Raw genomic sequence first — 23,699 nt, forward strand, 5'->3', positions numbered from 1 at the left:
CTATAGATGCTTTATTACCTCGTTGGATAGAGATAGTGAGCACAAGGTTTATTTTCTGTGTTATATAAAAAAGACTGCTTTAGGCAGTCTTTTTTATTGGCGCTTTTAAATATCTATGTAATGATTTGAATGTCTTTTAATAGACCTAAAAATAGTATGATTTATTTCTTTTAGACTAAGTAACAGGGAGGGCGCTTTATGTTTAAAAACATCACTGCACTAGTGCCTTCAAAGAAAAAAGTAGTCTTCCTCTATGCTTTCCTTTCCTTTTTTATTATTTTCACGGTTTTTACTCTAGGGCTTTATTTATCTTTATTGAATGATTTAGATAATCGTACAAATGTCGCCAAAAATGCTTTATCGGATCGAATGAATGCTATTTTTACTGAATTAAAACAGGTTGTTAACGATAGCAGTTTGTCTTGTGAAAAAGCTGATATTACGCGTTTAAGACGCGCCACATTTTATTCCCCTATCTTTAAAGAATTTGGTTTGTTCAATTCAGAATTTAGAGTGTATTGCACAAATCTAGGGGCTATAAATATTAAAATATATGACTCAATTGCGTCGCGTATTACGCAGAGTATGGGGCGAAAAACAGTCTCTTTAGTGAATTCTAATACGTTGGGCGAATCTACATTTTTTGCTTTTTATCAGAGGGATGATGGTCTTGGTGTAAATGGATTAGCGCCGCCAGATAAGATAGCCGCCAGTGTCGATCAAATCCTTTTACCAGATTATTTTTATGAACTGACTCTCGGTAAGCAGATACTCTTTTCAAATAGCAATGACATAGATTCCAGAGTATTGGGTAATACAGAAGTATCCTTAGCTGATTGGTCGATGACATTAGCTGTGTTTTTTCCCTCAAGTTTATACTGGCGTCATTTATGGTCGCTTTTGCCATTTATTATAGTGTGCTGGGTGTTGTTGTCTTTCGTGTTCTATGTCGGGCATTTAGTGCTTGTTTATTATCGACGCTCTTTACGTCATTGCATCAAACGAGCAATTAAAAACAATACGATGGAAGTGCATTTTCAGCCGATTGTTTCACTAACAGAGGGTGGGTTTCATGAAATGGAGGCGCTTATTCGATGGAATTCATTTCGTTATGGTCAGGTCTCGCCATTAGTGATTGTAGATATGGCGGATCGGTTGGGCTTGATCGATCATCTTACTTGGATGGTGATTCGCAAAGTTGGGGACTTTTATAGAGAATATCCTGAGCAACTAAGGCACATTAAAATATCAGTGAACGTTGATAGGCATAGCCTTCTTAAAGAAGGCTTCGCGTCAGATTTGGCCGAAATCCTTGAAGAGTATCCTGAATTGAAAGGTCGTCTTGGCCTTGAAGTAACAGAAACCAGTGTGTTAGACGCTGCAGAGTTGCCTTTGATGGTGAGTCGTTTTGAACATATTAAAGCACTAGGCGTTAGTTTGTCTGTAGATGATTTTGGCACTGGCTATGCAGGGTTAGATTTTCTTCGCCGTTTCCCATATGACACATTGAAACTGGATCAAATTTTTATCGCTAGCTTGAAGGATGATCAGTTCACCCGTCAGATACTAACTTCAGTCACGAAACTGGCAAAAGAACTCAATATGGAGTTGATCGCCGAAGGCGTTGAACATGAAGATCAGCTTAATGCGGTTCGAGAGCTTGGTGTTGACAGGGTACAAGGTTATTACTTTTGTCGACCTCTACCAAAAGAACAAGTTATTGCTTGGTTTGAAGAAAACGCCTCTCCTTAAAAAGTCATTCACAATACAAGATTGTATTATTGTCTGGCTTCTCTTACTCTCTACCGCTTAATTTCTATGCTCAAGGTTTTTACGATATGGCAACTCTGGTTTTTCGGCTTAAATATGTTCCTGATGAGGAAGCGGACGATATTCGTCAACTATTAACCGACCATGACATTGCCTTCTACGAAACCACTGCTGGACGTTGGCAAATTTCCATGGCCGGACTGTGGGTAAAAGATAAAGAGCAAGCCATAAAAGCGAGAGAGTTAATTCTAGAAGATCAAATCGCTCGAGCTAAAACCATGCGTCCCATCACTTTTAGGCAATGGATATTGGGTTATTTACAACACACTCGTCAAAATCCTGCGGAAGCTATTTTTACTCTAATCGCTGTATTGCTTATTTTAGGTATTTCAATCATTCCATTTACGCTATGGCTATAACCGCCTAAAGCTCTGCAGATCAAACTAAGCTGCTTCACTTAGTGGTTTTGTCAGTAACGCGGCTTTACGCTGTACTCTTGCGCTTATCAGTTGCACGTTAATCGCGCTGATGACAACTATCAACATGCCAAACAAACTGAGCAAGTCTGCATGAGATGAGCTTATGCTGCCTGACCACCAACCAAAAGCCACACAGAATTCTGTCAATATGAATGCCATCACAGGCGTTAACGCGATCGAAGCGCTGACTTGAACTGTTTGCCAATAACGCATGGCTTGTGCGAAAGCACCATACGCAATGAGTGTATTAAGGCAGCAAAATGCGGCAATCCAAGCATCATCAGAAGACATTTTTAGCAGTTCGTTTGGTGATGAAAACGGCAGCATAACGACTAAAGCATAAATATAAATCGCTAGTAATATATTGGACGGTGCTAGATGTTTGAACAAAGACTTTTGCAGCAACGCATACATAGACCATGCCGCGGCAGACATCTGAACAATAGCGAAACCAACCCAGATTGAGCCTTGACTACCTTGCCCAAAAATAGGGTGGAAAAAAACCAACATCCCTAAGCCTATTCCTACAAAACATAACCATTGTTGCCAGTTAATGCTTTCTTTTAGAAAAAACAAACCGCCTAAGGCAAGAAACAGCGGTGCGATTTGGAAGCTCAATTGTGCTGAACCAGGGAGTAAAAAATTCAAGCTCCAAGCAAAGCTCGTGTAGTTAACAATCAAAAACGTTCCTGCAGCAAAAAGACGCAGCCAGTCATTTTTAGACAGGGATTTGAACTCGCCTAATTTGCCGCGTTGCCATTGCCATAAGCCCAAAATGATACCAGCCACTGAAAAGCGCAACCAAGTTAGAGTAATAGGATCGGAAAACCCTCCAGAAAGTTTGAGAGCAATGGGCAACATTCCCCAAAACAGCACAGTGACGGAGCTAAAAAAGAGGCCGTACAAAAAAGTCTGTTTTGAAGTTAGCATGGCTTTAGCCTTATTAAAGAGAAGAGAGTTAGAAATTTCATAATGGCTTTCCCTCCTTATTAAATCCAATGCATAATAGTTCTAATCATTATGCATAAATCGAGATTTGGTCATGATTCCTAGCTCGCTACAACATTTGGATCTTAAATCCCTGACTGGGCTCTTATACTTATTGGAAGAACGTAACGTTGGGCGGGCGGCCGATCGCCTCTACTTAAGTCAATCTGCAATGAGTCGATTGCTTAATCGATTACGTGACGCCTTTGATGATCCTTTGTTTATTCGTACCTCAAAAGGCATGGTACCAACGTCAAAAGCATTAGCATTAGAAGCGCCATTAAAGCTCATGTTGGAACAATTGGCAGGGTTGTGGACAGAATCTGAATTTCAGCCGCAAAGCAGTTATCGTACTTTTCGTATGCAAACCACCCATTATCAGGCTCAAGCTTATATGCCTGCGATTGCGGAGCAATTTTATCGAGAAGCACCTTTTGCCTCATTGGAAACCAGTACGCTTACTGAAACCAGTTTACTAAACCAAGCGGAGCATTCTTTAGATCTTGCCTTGTGTAGTGATTACATTCAGCTTCCTAATAGCTTTGAGAAACATCTACTGGGGCGTGAAAAATTTCGCTGTGTCATGTCTGCGAATCATGCATTAGCCATGAAAGATAACATTACCTTAGATGACTATTTGGCTTACTCTCATGTATTAGTGAATTTGGGCGGTTCTAATCCTGTGATTAGTGATGCCTTACTTGGTGAGCGTGCACGTGAGCGGCATTTTGCCTTTCGTACGCCTTACATGTTGGCTGCTTTGGAAACGGTAGGCAGAACGTCACTTTTAATGAGTAACAGTGGTTTGTTGCCAGAACGGTTTCAACAGCAATTTGGTTTGGTAATCAAAGATCTACCGATGGATTTTCCTTTTATTCACTATTATTCAAGTTGGCCAAAATCGGTAGAAAATGATCCCGGTGTGATCTGGTTTAGAGACATTTGTGAGCGAGTAGTAAAAGGCTTAATTCCTTATCCAGAACCATGATATTCATGCTCTGTGAGATTTCACAGCCGTGACCTTCCAATCCAGCACATTTAGTCCAAGCTGAGGAATTCGGTTATACTCGCGTTTTGGTTTAAAACAATGGCATCACAGTGGTCCTAAAAAGCAAGAATACGAAAAGTAAACGCACCAATAAATTAGAGCTTCATCCTCGTAACCCGCATCGTGCGCGTTACGATTTTGCGCTATTAGCGGATTCTTGCCCTGAACTTTCTGGTTTTATTCAACTGAATCAATACGGTAATGAGTCAGTGGACTTTGCCAATCCCAATGCAGTGAAAACCTTAAATCGTGCCTTGCTCAATCATTTCTATGGCGTTGCCTTTTGGGATATTCCACCTGGTTACCTTTGCCCGCCTATTCCTGGTCGAGCGGATTACATTCATTATTTAGCAGATTTACTCGCCGCTAGTAATCAGGGCGTGATTCCTCGCGGAAAAGGTATAAAAGTCTTGGATGTGGGGGTTGGGGCGAACTGTGTTTATCCGATTATTGGTCATCAAGAATATGGCTGGCAGTTTATCGGTTCCGATGTGAATCCAGTTGCCGTAGCGACTTGCGACACCATTGTTAAATCTAATCCGTGCTTGAAGGGCGCAATTAATGCGCGTTTGCAAACTCAACCTGCTAAGCTTTTTGATGGTGTGTGGAAAGAAAAAGACCGCTTTGATTTGACCTTATGTAATCCGCCGTTTCATACCAGCGAATCGGCGATGATTGACGAATCTCAACGTAAATGGCGTGGGGTAAAGGGTAAAGCTGATAAAACTGAAAAGCCAGTGTTGAACTTTGGCGGCACGGCAGCAGAATTATGGTGTGATGGCGGTGAAGCGGGTTTTGTTTCGCGTATGGTAAAAGAAAGCGTGCGGTACGCTGACCGTTGCTTTTGGTTTACGTCTTTGGTGGCGCGTCAGGGGAATTTAGATGCGATTTATCGGACATTAAAAGATGTTGGTGCTCGCCAAGTGAAAACGATTGAAATGGCGCAAGGCCAGAAAATTAGTCGATTTGTTGCTTGGAGTTTCCTTGCTGACGATCAAATAGATTATTGGAAAGATAATTATTGGCAAAATTAGGGTTATTGGGAAATATGGCATAAAAACAAGATAAGCCCTATTATTCTTGATCATTGTTGTGTTTTTTGGTTTTCAGTTAAGCAGCCTAGGTCATTAGCATTAAAGAGGTTTTAAGGTGTTAAAAAGCTTTCAAGCACGACTCATTATGTTTGTCTTGGTGTTGCTTGCTCTGGTTCAGTTAGGAACTGCATTGGCGGTATTGTCGTCTTTAAAAGAAGATAATTACAAACAAGGCGTTCATTCTATCGACGTATCACGCAATGTCTTTGATTTGTTTCTCGAAGCACGCGCCGAGCAGTTAACTAAAGGGGTTGAGATCTTAACCTCTGATTTTGGTTTTAAACAGGCCGTAGCGACTCGAGAAACTGGCACGATTCGCTCTGTTTTACAAAACCATGGCGCACGTATTAATGCGGACATTTCTGTTCTCGTTTCTCCTCAAGGTGAGTTAATTACCGCTACTCAAGAGCTGAATATTAGCAATACGGTTGCAGAGCTAGTCTTTGCTGCTCGCCGTTCAGGTGGTTCATCTATTAGTACTATGATTGCGTTTGATGGTCGCGCTTATCAGTTGGTTTTAGTACCTATTAAAGCGCCTAATGTGGTGGCATGGGTGGGCATGGCTTTTCTGCTCGATCAAGCTTTGGCAGAACAAATTAAAAATGTCACAGGGTTAGACGTCAGTTTTGTTTATGAAGTTGATGATGCACATACTCTTTCCGGTGGATCGACCTTGCCACTAGAAGAAAAAGAAACGCTATTTAAGGAAATTGGCAGCATTAAAAGTATTCTCAAATCCCCAGTTTTTTCTAATGATGAAAAGTATCTATCGCTTGGTGTTGATCTTGGAGTATCAAATCAATGGGGGATTATTCATTTGCCTTATGGTCCTTGGTTGCAGAGTTACAATAACACCCGTAATCAGTTGGTATTGATTTTTACTGGGGCGCTGGCACTGGCGTTGTTATTTGGTGTTGCCCTGGCTCGTAATATGACTCAGCCAATTAGCCGCTTGGTGGATTATGCAAAGCAAATTGGCCAAGGTGGCAATAAAGAAAAAATTAGTGCGCCGGATATGGTGGGCGAATTTGGCGTTCTATCCCATACCATGAAAACAATGCAAGATTCTATTATCAACAGGGAAGACGAAATGACATATCGTGCTTCTCATGATCAGCTTACAGGCTTATTTAATCAGAGCGCGGTAGAGCAGTACTTAAGTGATGAGTTGCCAAAAGAACAAGGTGGTTTGGTGCTTGTGAATATTCGTCACTTTAAAGACATCAACAATATGTTGGGATTTGATGTAGGGAGTTCACTACTTTCGAAAGTAGCTGAACGGCTTCAAAAGTGGGGACATGATGCCAATATGTTGGCTCGATTAAGCGGCGATAAATTTTTGCTGATTTTTGGCCGACCAATCACTCAGCAGGACTGTAGCAATTTAAAATGTCTGTTCAGTGAAGAGTTTGAAGTAGAAGCTGGTTCTGGTATTCGCTTGGATATTAGTATCGCAGTGCTCCCATTTGAACATGCCACCAACAGTGTAAATAGCGCCATGCGCCGTTTGGACATTGTTGCCGATGAAGCGCGTGAATCAAGCGAGTTATGCGTTTTTTATGAAGTAGGTCAGGATGAAAACCACCGTCGTCAGCTGACGATTATTCGAGACCTACCAGCTGCACTAGAAGGCGGTCAGTTATTTGTTGTTTATCAGCCTAAGGTTGGTTTAGCTGGCGACGATTGCCATGAAGCAGAAGCACTAATTCGTTGGATTCACCCTGAGCTTGGTTTCCTTCCACCAGATGAGTTTATTTCTTTATTAGAACATGCTGGTAGCATTCAACAATTAACGAAATGGGTATTGAATACTGTCTTGTCTCAACTGAGCAAGTGGTGGGTTCAGGGTCATGAAGTACGTGTCGCGGTGAATTTATCGGCGCATGATCTGTTAGATGAACAGCTGCCATTTATTGTCTCTGAGGCATTGCAAGCGAATCGTTTACCGACTCGTGCGCTTGCATTAGAAGTAACAGAAAGTGCGGTAATGAAAGACCGAGTGAAAGTTATTAATGTATTGAAAGCATTACAAGAGATGGGTATTCACCTTGCCATTGATGACTTTGGCACAGGGCAATCTTCTTTGGCGTATTTGCGCGAGTTACCAGTCAATGAAGTGAAAATTGACCGAGCCTTTATTCAGTTTATTGATACCAATAAAGGCGATGAGTTTATTACTAAGGCTACCATTGAACTGTCTCATAGTTTGGGCTTTCAGGTAACAGCTGAAGGCGCAGAGAATGCTGAGGGAACGGCACTTTTAAGACAATATCATTGTGATAAAATACAGGGCTACTTTTTCTCTAAGCCGTTGGTTGCAGAAGAATTCTTCAAATGGCGTGAAGCTTTTCATAGGCGATAAGCCATAAATTATAATAAGAGACTAATTAATTTTAAACGCTATTAACGTTAGGTTTAATCCAATATGTTGCTTTTGATACGGATGACATTGCTATTCTTGTTGATTGTAGGCGTGACACTGCTGGGCATTGTGTTTTGTCTGCTGACTTTATGGTCAAAAAACCGTGTGTATTATTTAGGTCGTGTATTTGCTCAAGTTGGTCCTCTGTTTGGTTTATCGGTCGAAGGTAGAGTCGCTGAATCCTCAAAAAATATTCCTCAAGCCGTTTACGTGGCGAATCATCAAAATAATTTCGACTTGTTTACCTTAGCCGTGGTTGTTCCCAAAGGCGTGGTGACGGTTGGTAAAACTAGCTTACGTTGGATTCCTTTTTTTGGCGCTTTGTATTGGGCCAGTGGTAATTTCTTGATTAACCGAGAAAATCGTAAAAAAGCGATTGCCACCATTGATCAGATCGCCGCTAGCATGAAAAAAACTGGTTTATCTATATGGATGTTTCCTGAAGGTACACGCAGTCGCGGACGTGGCTGGTTACCCTTTAAACGAGGCGCTTTTCATGCAGCTGTTCAAGCCGGTGTTCCCGTTGTGCCCGTTGTTTGCAGTAGCACTCATGAACAAATTGATTTGAATCGTTGGAATAATGGTAAAGTGATCGTTGAGATGCTGCCACCAATAGATACAACAGGGTTACATGAAACTGATGTCATTACCCTGTTAGAATCTTGTGAGAAGCAGATGCATGAGGCACAACTGCGTTTAGATCAGGAACTTCTTAATAATCAACAAAGCTAGTCTGATCTCTTATCCGAGTTAAGTGCTTTTTCTAGTACTTTTTGTAAGCCTAATTTACTTGAATGGGAATCTTGCAAGGTTTGAGTTTCCCATTCAGGGTGTTGCTGAGCGTGTTTCCAATAAGGTTTTATCTGCTCAATTAGTTCATCGTCTTGGGCTTGATTAGCTAGCTCGTAAGCTTGTTGAGAAGCATGTCCGCGTTGATGTAAATGGTGAATAGCCGTTAAACCTCGAAGACACAGCAGTGTCAGCGTGGCTTTATCAAGGCATAGATAATAGCGCTTGGTAAATTTGCTTTTTAAGGTGTCTTTGTAATGTTGGCCAGTTTTCCAAGTAGCACCTAAAATAGCGCCAATTGTCGTAGCTGTGCCCAATGTTAACCCTGCCGACATGACATCAATTCCTGCTCCAATCGCTGCACCAGTGAGTGCGCTAGTACTGGTTTCTATTCCCCATTCTTTTAACGTATCGGTATCGAATATATCTTGCTGCCAGCGGTCATTTTTAATCGCCAGTGGCGTGGCTTTTAAGTCTTCTTCTTGGAACTCATAAAGACGCAGTAATCCTGCGATATATCGACTTTCCAGTGCGCGTATCTTATCTTCGAAAGCGGAGGATTCGCTGGGCTTTGGTGGATAGCTTGAGCATTCAATGCGAGTACTGGCAGCTTTTAGTATCAACTCGGCTAATTGATTCGTAGCCATTGTACGGCGTAATTGAGCGGCTTCTTCTCGGGATGCAATAAGATGCTTGATAGCGTCGTAGTCTTCCGGCATCAGGCTCTGAATACTTTGATATAAACGTTTTTCGTCTTCAAAATAAAACGCCACCGTGTCGTATTTTATTACGGCGTGCAAATGACGTTCGGCCAAGACTTTACGCCAAGCTTCTAAGTGAGCGCTGGGGGACGCACTGAAATTCAAAATAGGAATAATCGGTTTATTGGCACTAGCCAATAACGCCAGTTCATCTAGATATTTGCCTAGTGGTGCTTGGCGAATATCTATCACGTATAAAATGATATCGGCCTTGGTTAATTGCTTAAGAATCTTCGCTTCTTGCTCAAACTCATCTTGTGCAAAGTGACTTTCACAAAATGGCTGTAGCCAGTCTGCACCTTGGTAGGAACGGAATGAATCCGAATGGCGAATCTGCCAAAGGCCAATTGAATCTTCAAACCCTGGTGTATCGGTTAAGGTGATCACCGACTCATGGCCGATTTTGATCTTCACACTTTCCACGTGACGAGTGGTTCCTGCTCTGTCATTCACTTCACCAAAATCTTGTCTACGTAACAAAGTACGGATCAGTGAGGTTTTACCTGTGTTCGCGTGGCCAACGACCAAAAGGGAAATCGACACGGTTTAGTCCTTTTGTTTGAGTTGTGTAAAGTGAAGGCGTGTTTCTCTAGCAAGTCGCTGCCAATCCTCAACGAATCTAGCGTTATCATCACTTGATATCACCATAAATAACGAAGGATACGCCATGCTTACTCGGGAGAAAAAACGTCTTGTGCCACGATCTGGGCTTTGTTCGGCATTGACCAAAATATAAATAGGCTCATCACTGGAGGAGGCTAAAAAGCTATCTTGTTCTTCTCGACTGTTTAATAGGGATACTGAACGAGCGGAGCTTAAATAATCTGGTTTAGCATGACTCCATTCAAATAAAGCCCAATGTTGGGAAAGTGCGCTGTCGGCAAGAGGCTCATTATTCGTTCCGTTTGTATTCATCGCAGAAGCAGAATTTTTGTGATGATCCGCATCTAGGATATTTCGACTCTGGCTTTCCTGTTGGCGATAACGATTTTGAATGATTTTTTCTTGCGTGCTGAGTGGTTGTGTTGCTCGCTTAAAGTGATACATAGCCAAACAAATAAAAGTAAAAATCAGCCTTGGTAACACGCCGTAAATGAAAATACTCGCGAGTAGAAAATTCGCCCAATGTTGTCTTGTCGCCGCAGTTTGTGACATTAGGTCGACGCGGCTGGCGAGAATATCCAATTGATTAGGTAGAGAAATACCAAACCACTGAGGAATAATGCTTAAGGTTTGCGTCAGTTGAATAAAAGCATCGTCGCTTAATAGAGTGGTTTCCCAGACAAAGTTGACCTGATTGGTTAGTAGCAAAAGCAGAGTCATTACCCACCCCGCCAGCAAATAGCAGCCCCACGCGCCGTGGGAAATACTGCTGATTAACCATTTATTCGAATGAGCAGGGCATTGCCAATGTATGTAAGCAGAGCTCACATCTGTGTTTATATGTGAGTGCTTACTTATTTTTCGGTTAAGGAAAATCAGCAGGCTTAACAATATACCTTTGCTTTCTGTGTGTTGCTTCATAGTGGCCGTCATGGTGACGAACCAAACAACAAAATTTAGCGCATGAAATCCCAGCAATATAATGAACAACCAGAAAATATTCACCTGATTGGATTGGCCTGTTGCAAAAGCTGGTGGCACTGCCATAAAACCCAAGAACAAAGATACGACCAGCAAACCTAAAATCGCACGATTAAAGTAGCGCTTTAGCATCGTAAACTGAGCTAAGTAGCTAATGGATTTAGGTGAGGTATCTAGTTCTTTTAAAGCACTAGGCAAATCGTTTGCGTGAGCAGACAATCGAAAATTGGTATGCGTTTCTAGCCAAGCTGCGAGGGCAAGTTTGGCACTGGGTGTTGGGAAAGTCATGTTATCGCGTTGCTCTTTTCATTTATTACTCTTTTATTCGTTGTAATGCCGAATGTTTGGAATGACATCATTATCCTCTTATTCACTTTGTTTTACTTGATGTTGTCGACAAAGGCAAAAGCCACGAGATGTTTCTTGAATATTTTTATACTTGTATTTGAAAATAGAGTCTCATCAATCAGTTAGAGATCATGTTTTGTTTTATTGCGCTAGATCAAGAGGACCGTGTTTATAAGTTATTAAGTGCAGTATAAATGTAGGTAATTGTTAATGCAGATTGATTCAGTGTGCTAAGCCACTCTACTATCACATCATATTCCGTAGACACGGTAATTTTTGTTAGGAGACAAAATTATGCGTTTTAATTCCATCAGGGTAAAAAGCTCTTTGCCCGTTCTTGTGATGAGTATTACATTTATTGTGGCCTTAGCTTCAATGGTGTATATCGTTAATCAGCTAAGCGGTGCTCTTAATGCACAGGCAGATTCTTATGGAAAGGCTTCTGCAGTTATTCTGAATGCGGACCGAGATCTTTATCAAGCTAAGCTTGCTGAGCAGCGTATTGTGGTTGGTGTGGGCAAGCTTGATGACGAAGAAAAGGATCGTGTTGAAAATGCTCAACAAGTAAAAGATCGTTTTAATTTATTCCGCCAGTACTTGTCTGCAGAACCTCAGATTTATAAGTCACTGGGTGACTTTGATAAAGCCTTTACTACTTGGTTAAACTCTTCCAACGCCTTTGTTGCATTAGATAAAAATGCTCCCACTTTTACAGCTGCTGAGCAAAAAGCTAATGCAGACTTTAGTGCTCTTAGAGGCATCCTCGATAAAGCGGGCGAAGCGGTAAATAATCATGCAGAAATGTCTAAAAAAACCATAATAGAAGAAGAAAAAGCGTTTGAAAAAGTTGCCATTGTTATTGTTGTTGTAGGTTTGCTTATTGCCGCTTGGTTCAGTTATAAAACACCTAAAACCTTGGCTCACCAAGTGCGTTATTTAGGACAGCGTATTCGTGAAATTTCTGAAGGCGACGGCGATTTAACTCAACGTATCGAATTTTCTACTAAAGATGAATTGGGGGATCTTGCTAATGAATTTAACGGTTTTGTCGATCGTCTCAGAGGTATTATTGGTAGTATTCATAAACAATCCGATGCGCTAGGTGAAATGACTGGTCAGCTTAATAATGTTGCAAAACAGACGTCTGGAATTACGACCGCACTAGCGAATGCTTCGGCTTCCATAGTTAGTGCAGGCCATCAAATGGATATGTCCAATCAACAAATGGCGACGGTAGCTCGTGATACCGCAGACGAAGCGAAGAATTCTAATAGTTTGACGCAAAATGGAATGGCTGCAGTTAATAAATCCCAACATGCTATTACGACGCTAGTGGCTGATATAGAAGTTGCCCTTGGCCGTTCTGGTGAGCTACAAAAGAGTTCAGAAAGTATCGCTTCTGTTTTGGAAGTGATTCGTAATATCGCTGAACAAACCAACTTGTTGGCATTGAACGCAGCGATAGAAGCAGCCCGTGCTGGTGAGCAAGGTCGTGGTTTTGCGGTGGTTGCGGATGAAGTTCGTACCTTGGCTACCCGTACTCAAGATAGCACCAATGAAATTGAAGGCATGATTGAACAGTTAAAAATTAATGTAACGGAATCCTCTAAAGCGATTCAAAACAGTCGTGACAATGCAGAGTCTACGGTTACCAACTTTGGTGAAGTAACTAAAATATTTAATGGTATACAGGCATCATTTGCAAAAGTTCAAGACATGGCTGCCCAGACAGCGCAGGCGACTCAAGAGCAATCTATTGTTTCCAATGACATCAACCGCAATATGGTGTCTTTGAAAGACCAAACGGACTCTGTTCAGTCGGTATCGGACCTTATTCAACAGCAGTCCAAAGACATTACTAAGTTGTATGAAACACTGGATCAGCAAGTCGGTAGCTTTAAAGTTTAGCTCTACCGTGTATCGTAAATCTAAACCGTGTATCGTAAATCTAAACCGTGTATCGTAAATCTAAACCGTTTATCGAAAGATAAGCGGTTTTTTCATTTATAGTCTGAGGTAAGTCGCTTAAGACATTCTTTTTAATGGTAATGGTGCGGCGGTTTTGACCGAACGAATAGCAAAATGGCTTTGAATGTCTTTTACATGAGGCAAAGACTGAAGGGCTTTTAGGATTCGCTCGTAATCTTGTAGATCCACCGCTACTACTTCTAGACGATAATCTGCAATGCCGGAGACAAGATGTGCGCTGATGATGTCTTCCATCTCTAAAATCGCATTCTCAAACACAATATGTTTATCGCCAGCATGGCTTTTCAAACGTACTTCCACAAACACTGTCATGGAAAATCCTGCCTTTTGACGATCAATGCGAGCGTGATAACCCTCGATCACACCAGAGTCTTCTAATTGCTTAACGCGGCGTAAACAAGGCGAGGGCGATAAGTGGATTTCCTCCGCCAATGCCACGTTAGTAAGACGTCCATCGGATTGCAAATGGGAGAGAATATCCAGGTCTGTTTTATTCATATTGGCACACTTAGTAATTTATAGAATTTAATTGAGTGTTATATGCTAAAAAGTAGCCTTTCTTGAGGGTAAATAGCAAGGACATGCTCGCGGATGAGAGCAGATAATAAAGCTATCGATTTCCCGCGAGGTGGTTATGCCCCAAACAGTCACACAACACACATCATCAATGTCCGTTCAAGAGCCACCAAAATACAAACAATACGCTACTGGCTGGGGCTTTCGCCTTGGTTTATTAGCTGCTTTTGTGAGTATCTTGATTTGGGCATCTTGGTTGGTCAGTATGCGAGCCGGCATGACTAATACTTTGACCGCTTTCGATTTGGGTATCCTGCGATTTTCTCCGCCAGCATTATTACTGTTTCCTTTCTTATGGCGCGCTAGAGCACAAGTGAAAGCCGTTTCCCCGATACTTTTGTTAGGTATCGTCTGTGGTGCAGGCTTGCCGTTTTTTTACCTAAGTGCGACAGGTTTGAAATACGCTCCGGCGTCTCACGCAGGTTTATTGATTCTTGGGGCCTTTCCTTTCTTTGTGACCTTGTTGGCGGTACTTTTCTATCAAGAAAAAGTCAGCCGTGAACGCAAGATTGGCTTGAGCTTAGTCAGTATTGGCGTGCTTGTTTTACTCAGCCTGTCACTACTCACAGCGCCAGAAAATACATGGAAAGGCGATTTATTATTGCTTTGCGCTAGCTTCTTTTGGGCTGTGTATACCGTCAGTTTACGAATTGCAGGCTTACCGCCTTTGGTATCAACAGCATTGATGGGCTTGGTGTCCTTGATCGCGCTGGCTTTCTTATGGGCAACTGGGCTAGCTTCTAGCGGACTAGCGGATGCCTCTTGGGATATGTTGGCTGGCCAAATTCTTGTGCAAAGTCTACTTGTCGGCCTCATGACGGGGTTTTCCTACGGCTACGCCATCCAAAAACTCGGTGCGGAAAACATGGCCGCCATCGGCGCCTTTACTCCAGTACTCGCCGCACTCATCGCCATCCCCGTACTTGGCGAACACCTAGAAGGCTACTCCATCGCCGGACTCATCTTCGTCAGTCTCGGCGTTGTCATCGCTAGCGGGATCTTTAAAAAGCGCTAGTTTTGTTGGTTTATTGCTTTGAATAGCTGCTGCTGATGTAAATATTGTAGTGTGTTTTATCTAACCGCCTATCTTCGATTTGAAGGTCGGCGGTTTTTTTTGCTCAGATTTACAGGAGAAATAATTTTATAAAAAAAACTGTACAAAAAAGCTTCATTTTATTTGTTTTTATGTCATTATGCGGGAATAGTGTTTATTAATATTTCGTATTGCGGAATTTAATGTTTTTTATGTCTCTTTTTTGAGTGATCTTAAATTATAAGGAAGTGACATTTATAAATATAAAAAAGTGAAACCATTGGGCCTTCCCAAAGAGTTTACAGAGGTTTTAGAGCATGAAAAAAATAATAAAATGGATGTGGCAAGGCATTGATGTGTTGATCACTATTATTCTTGCCGTAATGGTTGTCTTGGTATTTACCAATGTCGTTTTACGATATGGTTTTTCTTCTGGTATACGCTCTTCTGTTGAGTTGTCTCGTTTAGGTTTGGTATGGATCGTTTTACTGGGTGCTGCCGTGGTACTGCGCCGAGGCGAACATCTTGTTGTTACGGAGTTTTCTGAACGTTTTTTCCCTTCTGCTGTGCCTATTTTAAATCGGTTTATTTGGTTGGTCATTCTTATCTCGTCAAGCATGTTGTTTGTCGGTGCATTGAATCAAACCCTAGCAAACTGGCATAACATTTCTCCTTTAACTGGTCTTCCTAGTGCGCTATTTGCTTTGGCGGGGGTTGTTTCAGGTCTACTTATAGGGCTGATTTCTTTGGTTCGAATATTTAATCCCAGTTGGTTATTGGAACAGGAGAGTGACGAATGACTCTGATTATTTTTCTTGGGGTATTGATCGCCTCTATTCTGCTTGGGTTACCGGTTTCTTTTGCTCTGTTGTTGTCTTCCATGGCGTTGATGCTTCATATGGATTTGTTTAGTGCCGACATTCTGTCTCAAGCTCTGATCGGTGGTGTTGACAGTTTTACCTTGTTGGCGATTCCTTTCTTTTTAATCGCTGGTGAAGTAATGGCAACGGGCGGGTTATCTGAACGCATTGTTCGTCTTGCTAATACTTTTGTAGGTCATCGTAAAGGTGGACTAGGTTATGTTGCTATTTTCACTTCTATTTTATTGGCTGGTCTGTCTGGCTCGGCGGTGGCAGATGCTGCAGCTTTGGTAAGTATTCTTTATCCAATGATGAAAAATGCTAAATATCCAGAAGGTTCGTCTATAGGTCTATTGGCGTCTGGAGGAATTATCGCTCCAGTTATACCACCTTCTATTCCTCTAATTTTAATAGGTGTTGCTGGTGGTATTTCCATTAAGAACTTATTTATTGGCGGTATTGTGCCCGGTTTATTAATGGGGATGACGTTGGTGTTCATGTGGGGCTTTATTGTTCGTAAAGAAAATTTAGATGTTGAGAAAAAAGCGACTTTCTCGGAAAAAATGGCTGCGTTAAAAGATGGTATTTGGGCGTTGTTTTTACCCATTATTATTTTGGGCGGTATTCGTTTTGGGATATTTACACCCACTGAAGCTGCTGTTGTCGCTGCAGTATATGCCATTCTTGTGTCGTCTTTTATCTATAAAGAACTGAATTTCAAACGTTTGTACTATGTGCTTGGTCGTGCTGGGCGCTCCACAGCGATGGTCATGTTTTTGGTGGGGTGTGCCATGGTTGCTGCTTGGCTGATTACTGTGGCTCAGTTGCCTCAGCAATTGGCTGAGATTTTAGCGCCTATGATAGACAGCCCTCGTTTGCTGATGGCCGTCATTATGCTCTTGGTGTTTTTAGTCGGAATGGTGATGGATTTAAGCCCTACCATTTTGATTCTAGTTCCTCTATTAATGCCCATCGTCAAAATGGCAGGGATTGACCCTGTTTACTTTGGTTTGATGTTTGTTATCAACACGTCTATTGGTTTGATTACACCACCTGTTGGCACGGTTTTAAACGTTGTTTGTGGTGTTTCTCGAGTTTCTATTTCTACTTCTGTGAAAGGAATTCTGCCTTTTATAGGAGCCTATGTTGCTCTGTTAATACTATTCATAGTATTCCCCAGCATTATTACTGTCCCGATGAAATTTATTATTGGATAACCCAAGGAGAAAAATAATGAAAAAAATGACAAGGTTATTTAAGCAAGTAGGTCTTGTATCTGTAGTGTCTTGTGCCGTGTTATCAAATTCGGCACTAGCTGCAACAACCTTGAAGCTAGCTCATGCAGCCCCAGAATCTGATTTGCAGCAGGATATGTCTCTGTTCTTTAAAAAAGAAGTGGAAGCTCGAACCAATGGTGATATTAAGGTGAATATTTTTCCTCAAGGTCAGCTTGGTAATGATGAACAGATGATTCAGAGTACTCGATTTGGCTTAGTCGATTTTTCTATTGTTGGGCTGAATAATTATTCTGGTCTTTTGCCTGAATCAGCTGCTTTTACTTTACCTTTTATGTTTCCAAATCGCAGTGCTGCCTACAAAGTGCTCGATGGCGAGGTGGGACAGTCAGTATCTAAACAATTGGAAGCATTCGATCTAAAAGGTCTAGGTTATCCAGAAAATGGCTATCGTAATATGACCAATAGTCGAGGTCCAATTCGAACACCAGCCGATGTGAAAGGTCTGCGTATGAGAGTGAATGGCTCTAAAGCATTAAATGATATGTTCAACCTCTTAGATGCTAATCCAACACAGATTCCTGTTTCAGAGCTTTATACCGCTTTGGAAACTGGTGTGGTAGATGCTCAAGATCATCCTATTGGCGTAACCCTGTCGTTCAAATTTTACGAGGTGCAAAAATATCTGAGTTTAACTCAGCATGCTTATTCCCCTCTTGCGTTCACGATGAATCTTAAATCTTTCAATAAATTGAGTCCTGCTAATCAGAAGATTATTACTCAGGTAGCAAAAGATGCAGTAGATATGCAGCGTAAACTGAGCATAGATAAAGAAGATTCAATGATTGCAGACTTGGAAAAAGATGGCATGAAAGTCAATCGTGATGTTGATGGCGCAGCATTTCAAGAAGCAGTTAAACCAGTTTGGGAAGCATTTATCAAAGAGCATGGTGACAAGATGGTGAACGACATTTTAGCGGCTTCTAAATAGTTCTAGCACTCGAACCTTATCGGTAATTAGTGAATGTCAGTTTTTATTTTTAAATTACTTTTTGTTCATCTGCTTATCATGTTAAAGCCATGATAAGCAGATATTACTAGTCGAGAATTATCATGTATCAGACATTAAAAGAAAGAGTATTGAAGGCCAATTTGCAGTTGCCTGAATATGGTCTGGTGACCTTTACATGGGGCAATGTGTCAGAAATTGATCGTGACAGAAAGGTGATAGCCATTAAACCTTCTGGTGTGAAATACACCGATATGACAGTAGATGACATTGTTGTCATTGATTTTGATGGGAATTGTGTAGAAGGAAAGCTAAACCCTTCTAGTGATACAGCAACTCATATTGAACTCTATAAAGCCTTTCCAAGTATCGGAGGTATTGTGCATACGCACTCCCGCCATGCCACGATATGGGCTCAAGCTGGTTTAGATATTCCTGCATTAGGAACCACCCATGCCGATTATTTTTATGGTGATATTCCTTGCACCAGAATGTTGAGTGCGGATGAAATCTCTAAAGATTACGAGAAGAACACAGGCATAGTGATTATTGAAGAATTTCGCAAGCGAGGAATCAGTGAGACAGCGGTGCCAGGGACTATTATTTCTGGTCATGCGCCTTTTTCTTGGGGGAAAGATGCCTTTGATGCGGTGCACAATGCGGTTGTATTGGAAGAAATATCCGCGATGGCAATCGGCACTCGGGCTTTGAATCAACAGATCAAAGTACAGGATGAATTGCTGGATAAACACTATATGCGTAAGCATGGTGAGAATGCGTACTACGGTCAGAAGAAATAAGGCAATACTATGTATGAATTATTAGCACTCGATTTGGACGGCACTGTACTCAAATCAGATCGTACTATTAGTCCTATTCTGATCGCCAAAATCCGCGAACTTTCCGAGCATATTCCGGTGATGATAGTAACTGGACGCCATCATACGACGGCGCGTCCGTATTATTTACAGCTTGGCTTGAAAACACCAATTATTTGCTGCAATGGTGCTTACGTTTATGACTATCAAAATGAGCAAGTACTCCAGCATAACGCTTTATCAAAAGATGTTGCTAAACAGTTTATTTCGCTAGCAGAAGAGCATGATGTGACTGCTGTTATGTATGTTACTAACGCCATGTTGCATTCGAAACATCGCCCTTTACCTTATGTTGAAGCTTTGTCCGAATGGGCAAGTACCTTCCCAATAGAAAGCCGTCCACAGATATTTAAGGTCGATAACTTCCATCAAGAAATTGAACACCACGCCTTCGTCTGGAAATTTGTCTTAGAGGGGAATGAGGTAGATCGCTTTGCTGCATTGCCTTTTGTTCAGCAGCATTTTAATGGCGAATATTCTTGGACGAATCGCATCGACTTTGCTCGTATTGGGAACACTAAGGGCGCAGCGCTGACTGAATACCTCGAAAAAATAGGCATTAGTGCTGATCGTATTGTTGCTGTAGGAGACCATCATAATGATATCTCTATGTTGACGATAGCTGGAATGGGTGTCGCTATGCTTAACGCTGATGAACATATTCAACAACTGGCAGATAGGGTGACAACAGCTACTAATGACGATGATTTTGCATTAGCAGACTTAATTGATCAGCTTTTTCTGACCGAGGGAGAAAGCAAATGAATTATTTTATTGGTATAGACTCGGGCGGCACCTTCATGAAGGCCGCTTTGCTAGACAGTAATGGTAAGCAAATAGCGATTGCAAAAGTGTCGGCCAAAGTGTTAAACGAGCAACAGGGCTGGGTGGAACGCGAGCTAGATGACTTATGGAGCGATGCGAAATCGGCGATTATTAAGCTACTTAAATCCGTTGACATTGATGCTGCAGATATAAAAGGTTTAAGTATTTCAGCACAAGGCAAAGGGGTGTATCTGTTAGATAAAAAGGGAGAAAACTTACGTAATGGAATTATCTCCTCAGACTCCCGCTCACTAAACATTGTTAAAAGATGGCAAGAAGAAAAAATCCCCGAAGCTATTTATCCAATTACTTTACAGACCTTGTGGACAGGACATCCTGTTTCCATTGTTCGTTGGCTAAAAGATCACGAGCCGCAAAACTACCAACAAATCGGATCAATTTTAATGGCGCATGATTATTTGCGTTATCGCCTGACTGGTAACATTGCTTCAGAGTTAACCAACATTTCAGAGAGCAACTTCTTTAATGCTACTAGCGGTGAATATGATCCTGAATTGCTGAGAGTGTTTGGTATTGAAGAGGTTTTCTCTGCGCTACCCCCGATTATTAAACCAGATGAGCTTGCGGGCTATGTTACCCAAAAAGTTGCTGAAGAAACTGGTTTAGAGGCAGGCATGCCGGTGTTTGGTGGCTTATTTGATGTAGTTTCTACCGCGATTTGCTCTGGTATTAATGCTAATGAGGATACTCTTAATTATGTGACAGGTACTTGGGCTGTGACCTCAGGTATTGCTACTGATATTCCTTCTGAATCAGACATAAATGAGTCGAATTACAACTACGTATATGGTCATTATGTCTTGGATAAGCAATACATCATCCATGATGCCAGTCCTACATCGGCTAGTAACTATGAATGGTTTCATGATTATTTGGGCAAGAATGGTGAAATAGATCATCAGACTAATCAACAGCTGGTCTCTGAGTTGCCCGCTGCAGCTAGCGAGTTATTTTTTGTACCTTTCCTTTATGGTTCCAATATGGGGTTGGGTATTAAGGCAGGCTTTTATGGCATGCAGTCCCATCACACTAAAGGTCATCTAATTCAAGCGATTTGGGAAGGCATTCTATTTTGTCATAATGTTCATTTGGATCGAATGCGTACTCGTTTCCCTAATGCTTCTGTTCTGAGGGTAACAGGAGGTACAACTACTTCTGAAGCCTGGATGCAGATGCTCGCTGATTTAACAGGCATGTTAGTTGATATACCTAGTCTTGATGAAACTGGGTCTCTTGGTGCTGCTTTAGTTGCCATGGTGGGCGTTGGGCAATATGAAAGTATTGAATCGGGTCTCGCTGCTATGGCGATTGATGCGAAACGCATTGAGCCGAATCCAGCTCATTATCATGCTTACCAGCGTAAGTATCGGCGTTATTTGAAATTGGTGAGCCTATTCAAAGAATTTGAGAGCAAAGACTTTGAAGAGACAGAGTTTGAACTTTAAATATTTAAGGAAACGTTTATGACTAAACCTTTATTACAGATTGCGTTAGATGCAACCGATATACAGACAGCAATAGCATCTGTAGAGAATATTGCGGATTATGTTGACGTTATCGAGATAGGCACTATCTTAGCTTTCGCTCATGGGGTGAAAAGTGTCAGTTTGCTGCGCGAAAAATACCCTCAACATGTTATTGTTTGCGACATGAAAATTACTGATGCCAGTGCTATTTTAACTAAAATTGCATTGGCAGAAGGGGCTAATTGGGTAACGGTAAGTGCTGCTGCACACATTGAGACGATTCGGGCTGCTTATCAAGTGGCTGAGGAATTCTCTGGAGAGATTCAAATTGAACTCTATGGTCATTGGACATTGGACGATGCCAAAGCTTGGGTCGAGATAGGTATTACACAAGCTATTTATCACCGTTCACGTGATGCCGAATTAGCTGGTGTGACTTGGACAGAAGAAGATTTAACTAAAATGAAGGCGTTATCTGATTTAGGAATCGAATTATCTATAACGGGTGGAATTGTGCCCGAAGATCTACATTTGTTTAAAGATCTTAAAGTAAAGTCTTTTATTGCTGGCCGAGCATTGGCGAGCGCTGAGGGGCGTTCGATTGCTGAATCCTTCCATAATGAAATTGAAAAATATTGGTAGGTATTAATGAGTGAACAAATAAAGTCACTTCTGAAATCGTTAAGTGTATTGGAGTTTCTAGGTCAATTTCCCAATGGGGCGCCATTACAGACCATTGCGAAGCAAACAGGAATGACCAAGTCCTCAGCTCACCGCATTCTTTCTACTTATGAAAGCGCGGGTTATGTAACTCAACTATCTAGTGGTCGTGATTATCGACTGACGATGAAATTGTTACATGTGGGCCAGGTGGCGCTAAATTCAGATGTGACTGGTTTTGTGAAACCTTATTTAACTCAGCTGTTAGATAGCATTAATGAAACGGTGAACTTCTTGGCTTTTGATGGGGACAATATCCTTTTTAAAGATAAGTTGGAGCCGAGTAATGCCTCGTTTCGTACTCGAACCTATGTTGGGCTACATTCACCTGCCTATTGTTCAGCCGCCGGAAAATGTTTTTTAGCGTTCGCCTCAGATCAGATACGTGAAGCCTATTGGCAACGTAATAACAATACTATGCGGCAGCTAACTGAAAATACTATTTTAGATAAAGGCGCCTTTTTTAAGGAGCTAGAGCGGGTAAAAGAGCGTGGCTATGCTATTGACGATGAAGAAAACGAAGCAGGCATATCCTGTGTAGCCATTCCTGTTTTTAATAAAGACGGAATGCCCATTTATGCCATCAGTGTGTCTTCATTGACGCCGAAGATGGCTCGATTAGGCTTTGACTCTCTAGCTGGCACAATTACAAAGACCGCCAAGCTAATCGAGGAAAAGTTGTTTTGAGGTGAAGTAATGATTCATTTTGCAAAGAAGTTTCGTTTAGGTATTTATGAAAAGGCATTGCCAGCTGGTTTGAGTTGGCGTGAACGTCTAGAAAATGCCAAGGCGCTGGGGTTTGATTTTCTAGAAATATCCGTTGATGAAACTGAAGATCGGCAAGCTCGCCTTGATTGGTCTGATGACGAAATTTACACCCTGAGAAATCTTTGCATAGAACTTGATATGCCATTGCAGTCAATGTGTCTGAGCGCGCATCGTAAATATCCTTTTGGTTCCATGGATGACAAAGTTAGAGAGCGAGCCTTTGACATTATGGAGAAAGCTATAGCACTCGCTTACAAGCTTGGTATTCGTTGCATTCAAATGGCGGGTTATGATGTGTATTACGAGCCCCAGTCAGAAGAAACACACCAGCGTTTTGTCGCAGGTATGCAGCGAGCTACCAAAATGGCCGAGCGAGCAGGCGTTCTACTTGGTTTAGAAATCATGGATACCCCTTACTTGAATTCTTTGAGTAAGTTTGAGGTACTAAAGCGAGAAATTCCGTCACCATATTTTATGGCTTATCCTGATGTTGGCAATATCTCTGGTTGGAATCATCATGTACCCACTGAGTTAAAGTTAGGACAAGACCATATTGTGCAGATCCATTTAAAGGATACATTGCGAGTATCTCCAGATAGTAAAGGGCAGTTTCGAGATCTGGTTATTGGCGAAGGTGAAGTTGACTTTCATGCCATTTTTAAAACCCTTGTCGAGATAGATTACGCTGCGCCATTTGTGATTGAAATGTGGGCGCAGAATGACAATTGGTATGAAGATATTGTTCAGGCCAAAGCGACACTTGAACGCATAGCTCATGAGTCCGGCTTAGCGCTTTAATGCCTCGCTAAAAATTCACTTATCTCTGGTTACAATAAAACCTCCGTATATTCGTGATGATATTACGGGGTATTCTGGTGCAGGCGGTAGCTTCGACGGAAGTGCTGTCTGCTATCCAAACCACCTACTGCCATACTTTTCACTTCTTCGATCCCTCGAGTAGTTAATCGTGTTCCTAAGAATAGTCATAGTGACGTGATTTTTACTTAATAGTTAAATGATTAACTCTGCTTTTTTAC

At 41.6% G+C, this 23,699-nt stretch carries 21 protein-coding genes; 17 read left to right on the forward strand and 4 right to left on the reverse strand.

The features are described from left to right. The first annotated feature begins 198 nt into the window (after window positions 1–198). Together TY87_RS08400 and TY87_RS08405 are read left to right on the forward strand one after the other, a co-directional pair. Complete coding sequence (locus TY87_RS08400) at window positions 199–1,752, forward strand: EAL domain-containing protein (RefSeq protein WP_100186724.1); 1,554 nt, start codon at window positions 199–201, stop codon at window positions 1,750–1,752. Between the two features lie 86 nt (window positions 1,753–1,838). Beyond that, the gene (locus tag TY87_RS08405; protein WP_100186725.1) at window positions 1,839–2,189 is read left to right on the forward strand and encodes a DUF6164 family protein; all 351 of its coding nucleotides are present in this window, start codon (window positions 1,839–1,841) and stop codon (window positions 2,187–2,189) included. Window positions 2,190–2,213: 24 nt separating this feature from the next. Here TY87_RS08405 and TY87_RS08410 read toward each other — a convergent pair whose 3' ends face one another. Continuing rightward, a complete protein-coding gene (locus TY87_RS08410; protein WP_072840763.1) occupies window positions 2,214–3,179 on the reverse strand; it encodes a DMT family transporter in 966 nt (321 codons plus the stop codon). Window positions 3,180–3,291: 112 nt separating this feature from the next. Between TY87_RS08410 and TY87_RS08415 the strand changes: the two genes are divergently transcribed. The 4 genes from TY87_RS08415 to TY87_RS08430 all read left to right on the forward strand — a co-directional run bounded on the left by TY87_RS08415 (window position 3,292) and on the right by TY87_RS08430 (window position 8,532). Next, window positions 3,292–4,224 carry a LysR family transcriptional regulator gene (locus tag TY87_RS08415; protein WP_072840762.1) on the forward strand — a complete coding sequence of 311 codons (933 nt, stop codon included), beginning with the start codon at window positions 3,292–3,294 and terminating at the stop codon, window positions 4,222–4,224. Between the two features lie 110 nt (window positions 4,225–4,334). Then, entirely contained in the window at window positions 4,335–5,318 is a 984-nt protein-coding gene (gene rlmF / locus TY87_RS08420; protein WP_072840761.1) for a 23S rRNA (adenine(1618)-N(6))-methyltransferase RlmF, read from the forward strand. Window positions 5,319–5,433: 115 nt separating this feature from the next. After that, the gene (locus tag TY87_RS08425) at window positions 5,434–7,740 is read left to right on the forward strand and encodes a GGDEF domain-containing phosphodiesterase (protein ID WP_100186726.1); all 2,307 of its coding nucleotides are present in this window, start codon (window positions 5,434–5,436) and stop codon (window positions 7,738–7,740) included. Between the two features lie 63 nt (window positions 7,741–7,803). Beyond that, window positions 7,804–8,532: a 1-acylglycerol-3-phosphate O-acyltransferase gene (locus tag TY87_RS08430; protein WP_100186727.1), complete on the forward strand. Its 729-nt coding sequence runs from the start codon at window positions 7,804–7,806 to the stop codon at window positions 8,530–8,532. On the opposite strand, the gene TY87_RS08435 is transcribed toward TY87_RS08430, so the two are convergent. Together TY87_RS08435 and TY87_RS08440 are read right to left on the reverse strand one after the other, a co-directional pair. Further along, on the reverse strand, window positions 8,529–9,893 hold the full coding sequence (locus TY87_RS08435) for a DUF3482 domain-containing protein (RefSeq protein ID WP_100186728.1): 1,365 nt from the start codon (window positions 9,891–9,893) through the stop codon (window positions 8,529–8,531). The genes TY87_RS08430 and TY87_RS08435 overlap by 4 nt on opposite strands. Before the next feature lie 3 nt (window positions 9,894–9,896). Next, window positions 9,897–11,222 carry a DUF2868 domain-containing protein gene (locus TY87_RS08440; RefSeq protein ID WP_100186729.1) on the reverse strand — a complete coding sequence of 442 codons (1,326 nt, stop codon included), beginning with the start codon at window positions 11,220–11,222 and terminating at the stop codon, window positions 9,897–9,899. 354 nt (window positions 11,223–11,576) lie between these two features. On the opposite strand from TY87_RS08440, the gene TY87_RS08445 reads away from it, so the two are divergent. Further along, window positions 11,577–13,190 (forward strand): methyl-accepting chemotaxis protein, encoded by a 1,614-nt coding sequence (locus TY87_RS08445; RefSeq protein WP_100186730.1) that lies wholly within the window; start codon window positions 11,577–11,579, stop codon window positions 13,188–13,190. Window positions 13,191–13,307: 117 nt separating this feature from the next. On the opposite strand, the gene TY87_RS08450 is transcribed toward TY87_RS08445, so the two are convergent. Then, window positions 13,308–13,769, reverse strand: a complete 462-nt coding sequence (locus TY87_RS08450; RefSeq protein ID WP_072840755.1) for an Lrp/AsnC family transcriptional regulator — start codon at window positions 13,767–13,769, stop codon at window positions 13,308–13,310. A gap of 136 nt (window positions 13,770–13,905) precedes the next feature. On the opposite strand from TY87_RS08450, the gene TY87_RS08455 reads away from it, so the two are divergent. The 10 genes from TY87_RS08455 (at window position 13,906) to TY87_RS08500 (ending at window position 23,460) form a co-directional block, all read left to right on the forward strand. After that, window positions 13,906–14,862 (forward strand): DMT family transporter, encoded by a 957-nt coding sequence (locus TY87_RS08455; RefSeq protein ID WP_100186731.1) that lies wholly within the window; start codon window positions 13,906–13,908, stop codon window positions 14,860–14,862. Window positions 14,863–15,197: 335 nt separating this feature from the next. After that, window positions 15,198–15,680 carry a TRAP transporter small permease gene (locus TY87_RS08460; protein WP_100186732.1) on the forward strand — a complete coding sequence of 161 codons (483 nt, stop codon included), beginning with the start codon at window positions 15,198–15,200 and terminating at the stop codon, window positions 15,678–15,680. After that, on the forward strand, window positions 15,677–16,957 hold the full coding sequence (locus TY87_RS08465; protein WP_100186733.1) for a TRAP transporter large permease subunit: 1,281 nt from the start codon (window positions 15,677–15,679) through the stop codon (window positions 16,955–16,957). Before TY87_RS08460 ends, TY87_RS08465 begins: the two co-directional genes overlap by 4 nt. Window positions 16,958–16,973: 16 nt before the next feature. Next, a complete protein-coding gene (locus TY87_RS08470; protein WP_198432060.1) occupies window positions 16,974–17,966 on the forward strand; it encodes a TRAP transporter substrate-binding protein in 993 nt (330 codons plus the stop codon). 122 nt (window positions 17,967–18,088) lie between these two features. Continuing rightward, complete coding sequence (locus tag TY87_RS08475; RefSeq protein ID WP_100186734.1) at window positions 18,089–18,784, forward strand: L-ribulose-5-phosphate 4-epimerase; 696 nt, start codon at window positions 18,089–18,091, stop codon at window positions 18,782–18,784. A 9-nt stretch (window positions 18,785–18,793) separates the two neighbouring features. Next, on the forward strand, window positions 18,794–19,627 hold the full coding sequence (locus TY87_RS08480) for a Cof-type HAD-IIB family hydrolase (RefSeq protein ID WP_100186735.1): 834 nt from the start codon (window positions 18,794–18,796) through the stop codon (window positions 19,625–19,627). Further along, window positions 19,624–21,153, forward strand: coding sequence for an FGGY-family carbohydrate kinase (locus tag TY87_RS08485; RefSeq protein WP_100186736.1), 1,530 nt, complete (start codon window positions 19,624–19,626; stop codon window positions 21,151–21,153). The genes TY87_RS08480 and TY87_RS08485 overlap by 4 nt, the downstream gene beginning before the upstream one ends. Window positions 21,154–21,171: 18 nt before the next feature. Next, a complete protein-coding gene (locus tag TY87_RS08490) occupies window positions 21,172–21,816 on the forward strand; it encodes a 3-keto-L-gulonate-6-phosphate decarboxylase UlaD (protein WP_100186737.1) in 645 nt (214 codons plus the stop codon). Window positions 21,817–21,822: 6 nt separating this feature from the next. After that, entirely contained in the window at window positions 21,823–22,581 is a 759-nt protein-coding gene (locus tag TY87_RS08495) for an IclR family transcriptional regulator (protein ID WP_100186738.1), read from the forward strand. Window positions 22,582–22,590: 9 nt separating this feature from the next. Beyond that, a complete protein-coding gene (locus tag TY87_RS08500; RefSeq protein ID WP_100186739.1) occupies window positions 22,591–23,460 on the forward strand; it encodes an L-ribulose-5-phosphate 3-epimerase in 870 nt (289 codons plus the stop codon). Window positions 23,461–23,699: the final 239 nt, after the last annotated feature.

The sequence above is a fragment of the Marinomonas sp. BSi20584 genome, from assembly GCF_002792415.1.
GTDB classification, from domain to species: domain Bacteria; phylum Pseudomonadota; class Gammaproteobacteria; order Pseudomonadales; family Marinomonadaceae; genus Marinomonas; species Marinomonas polaris.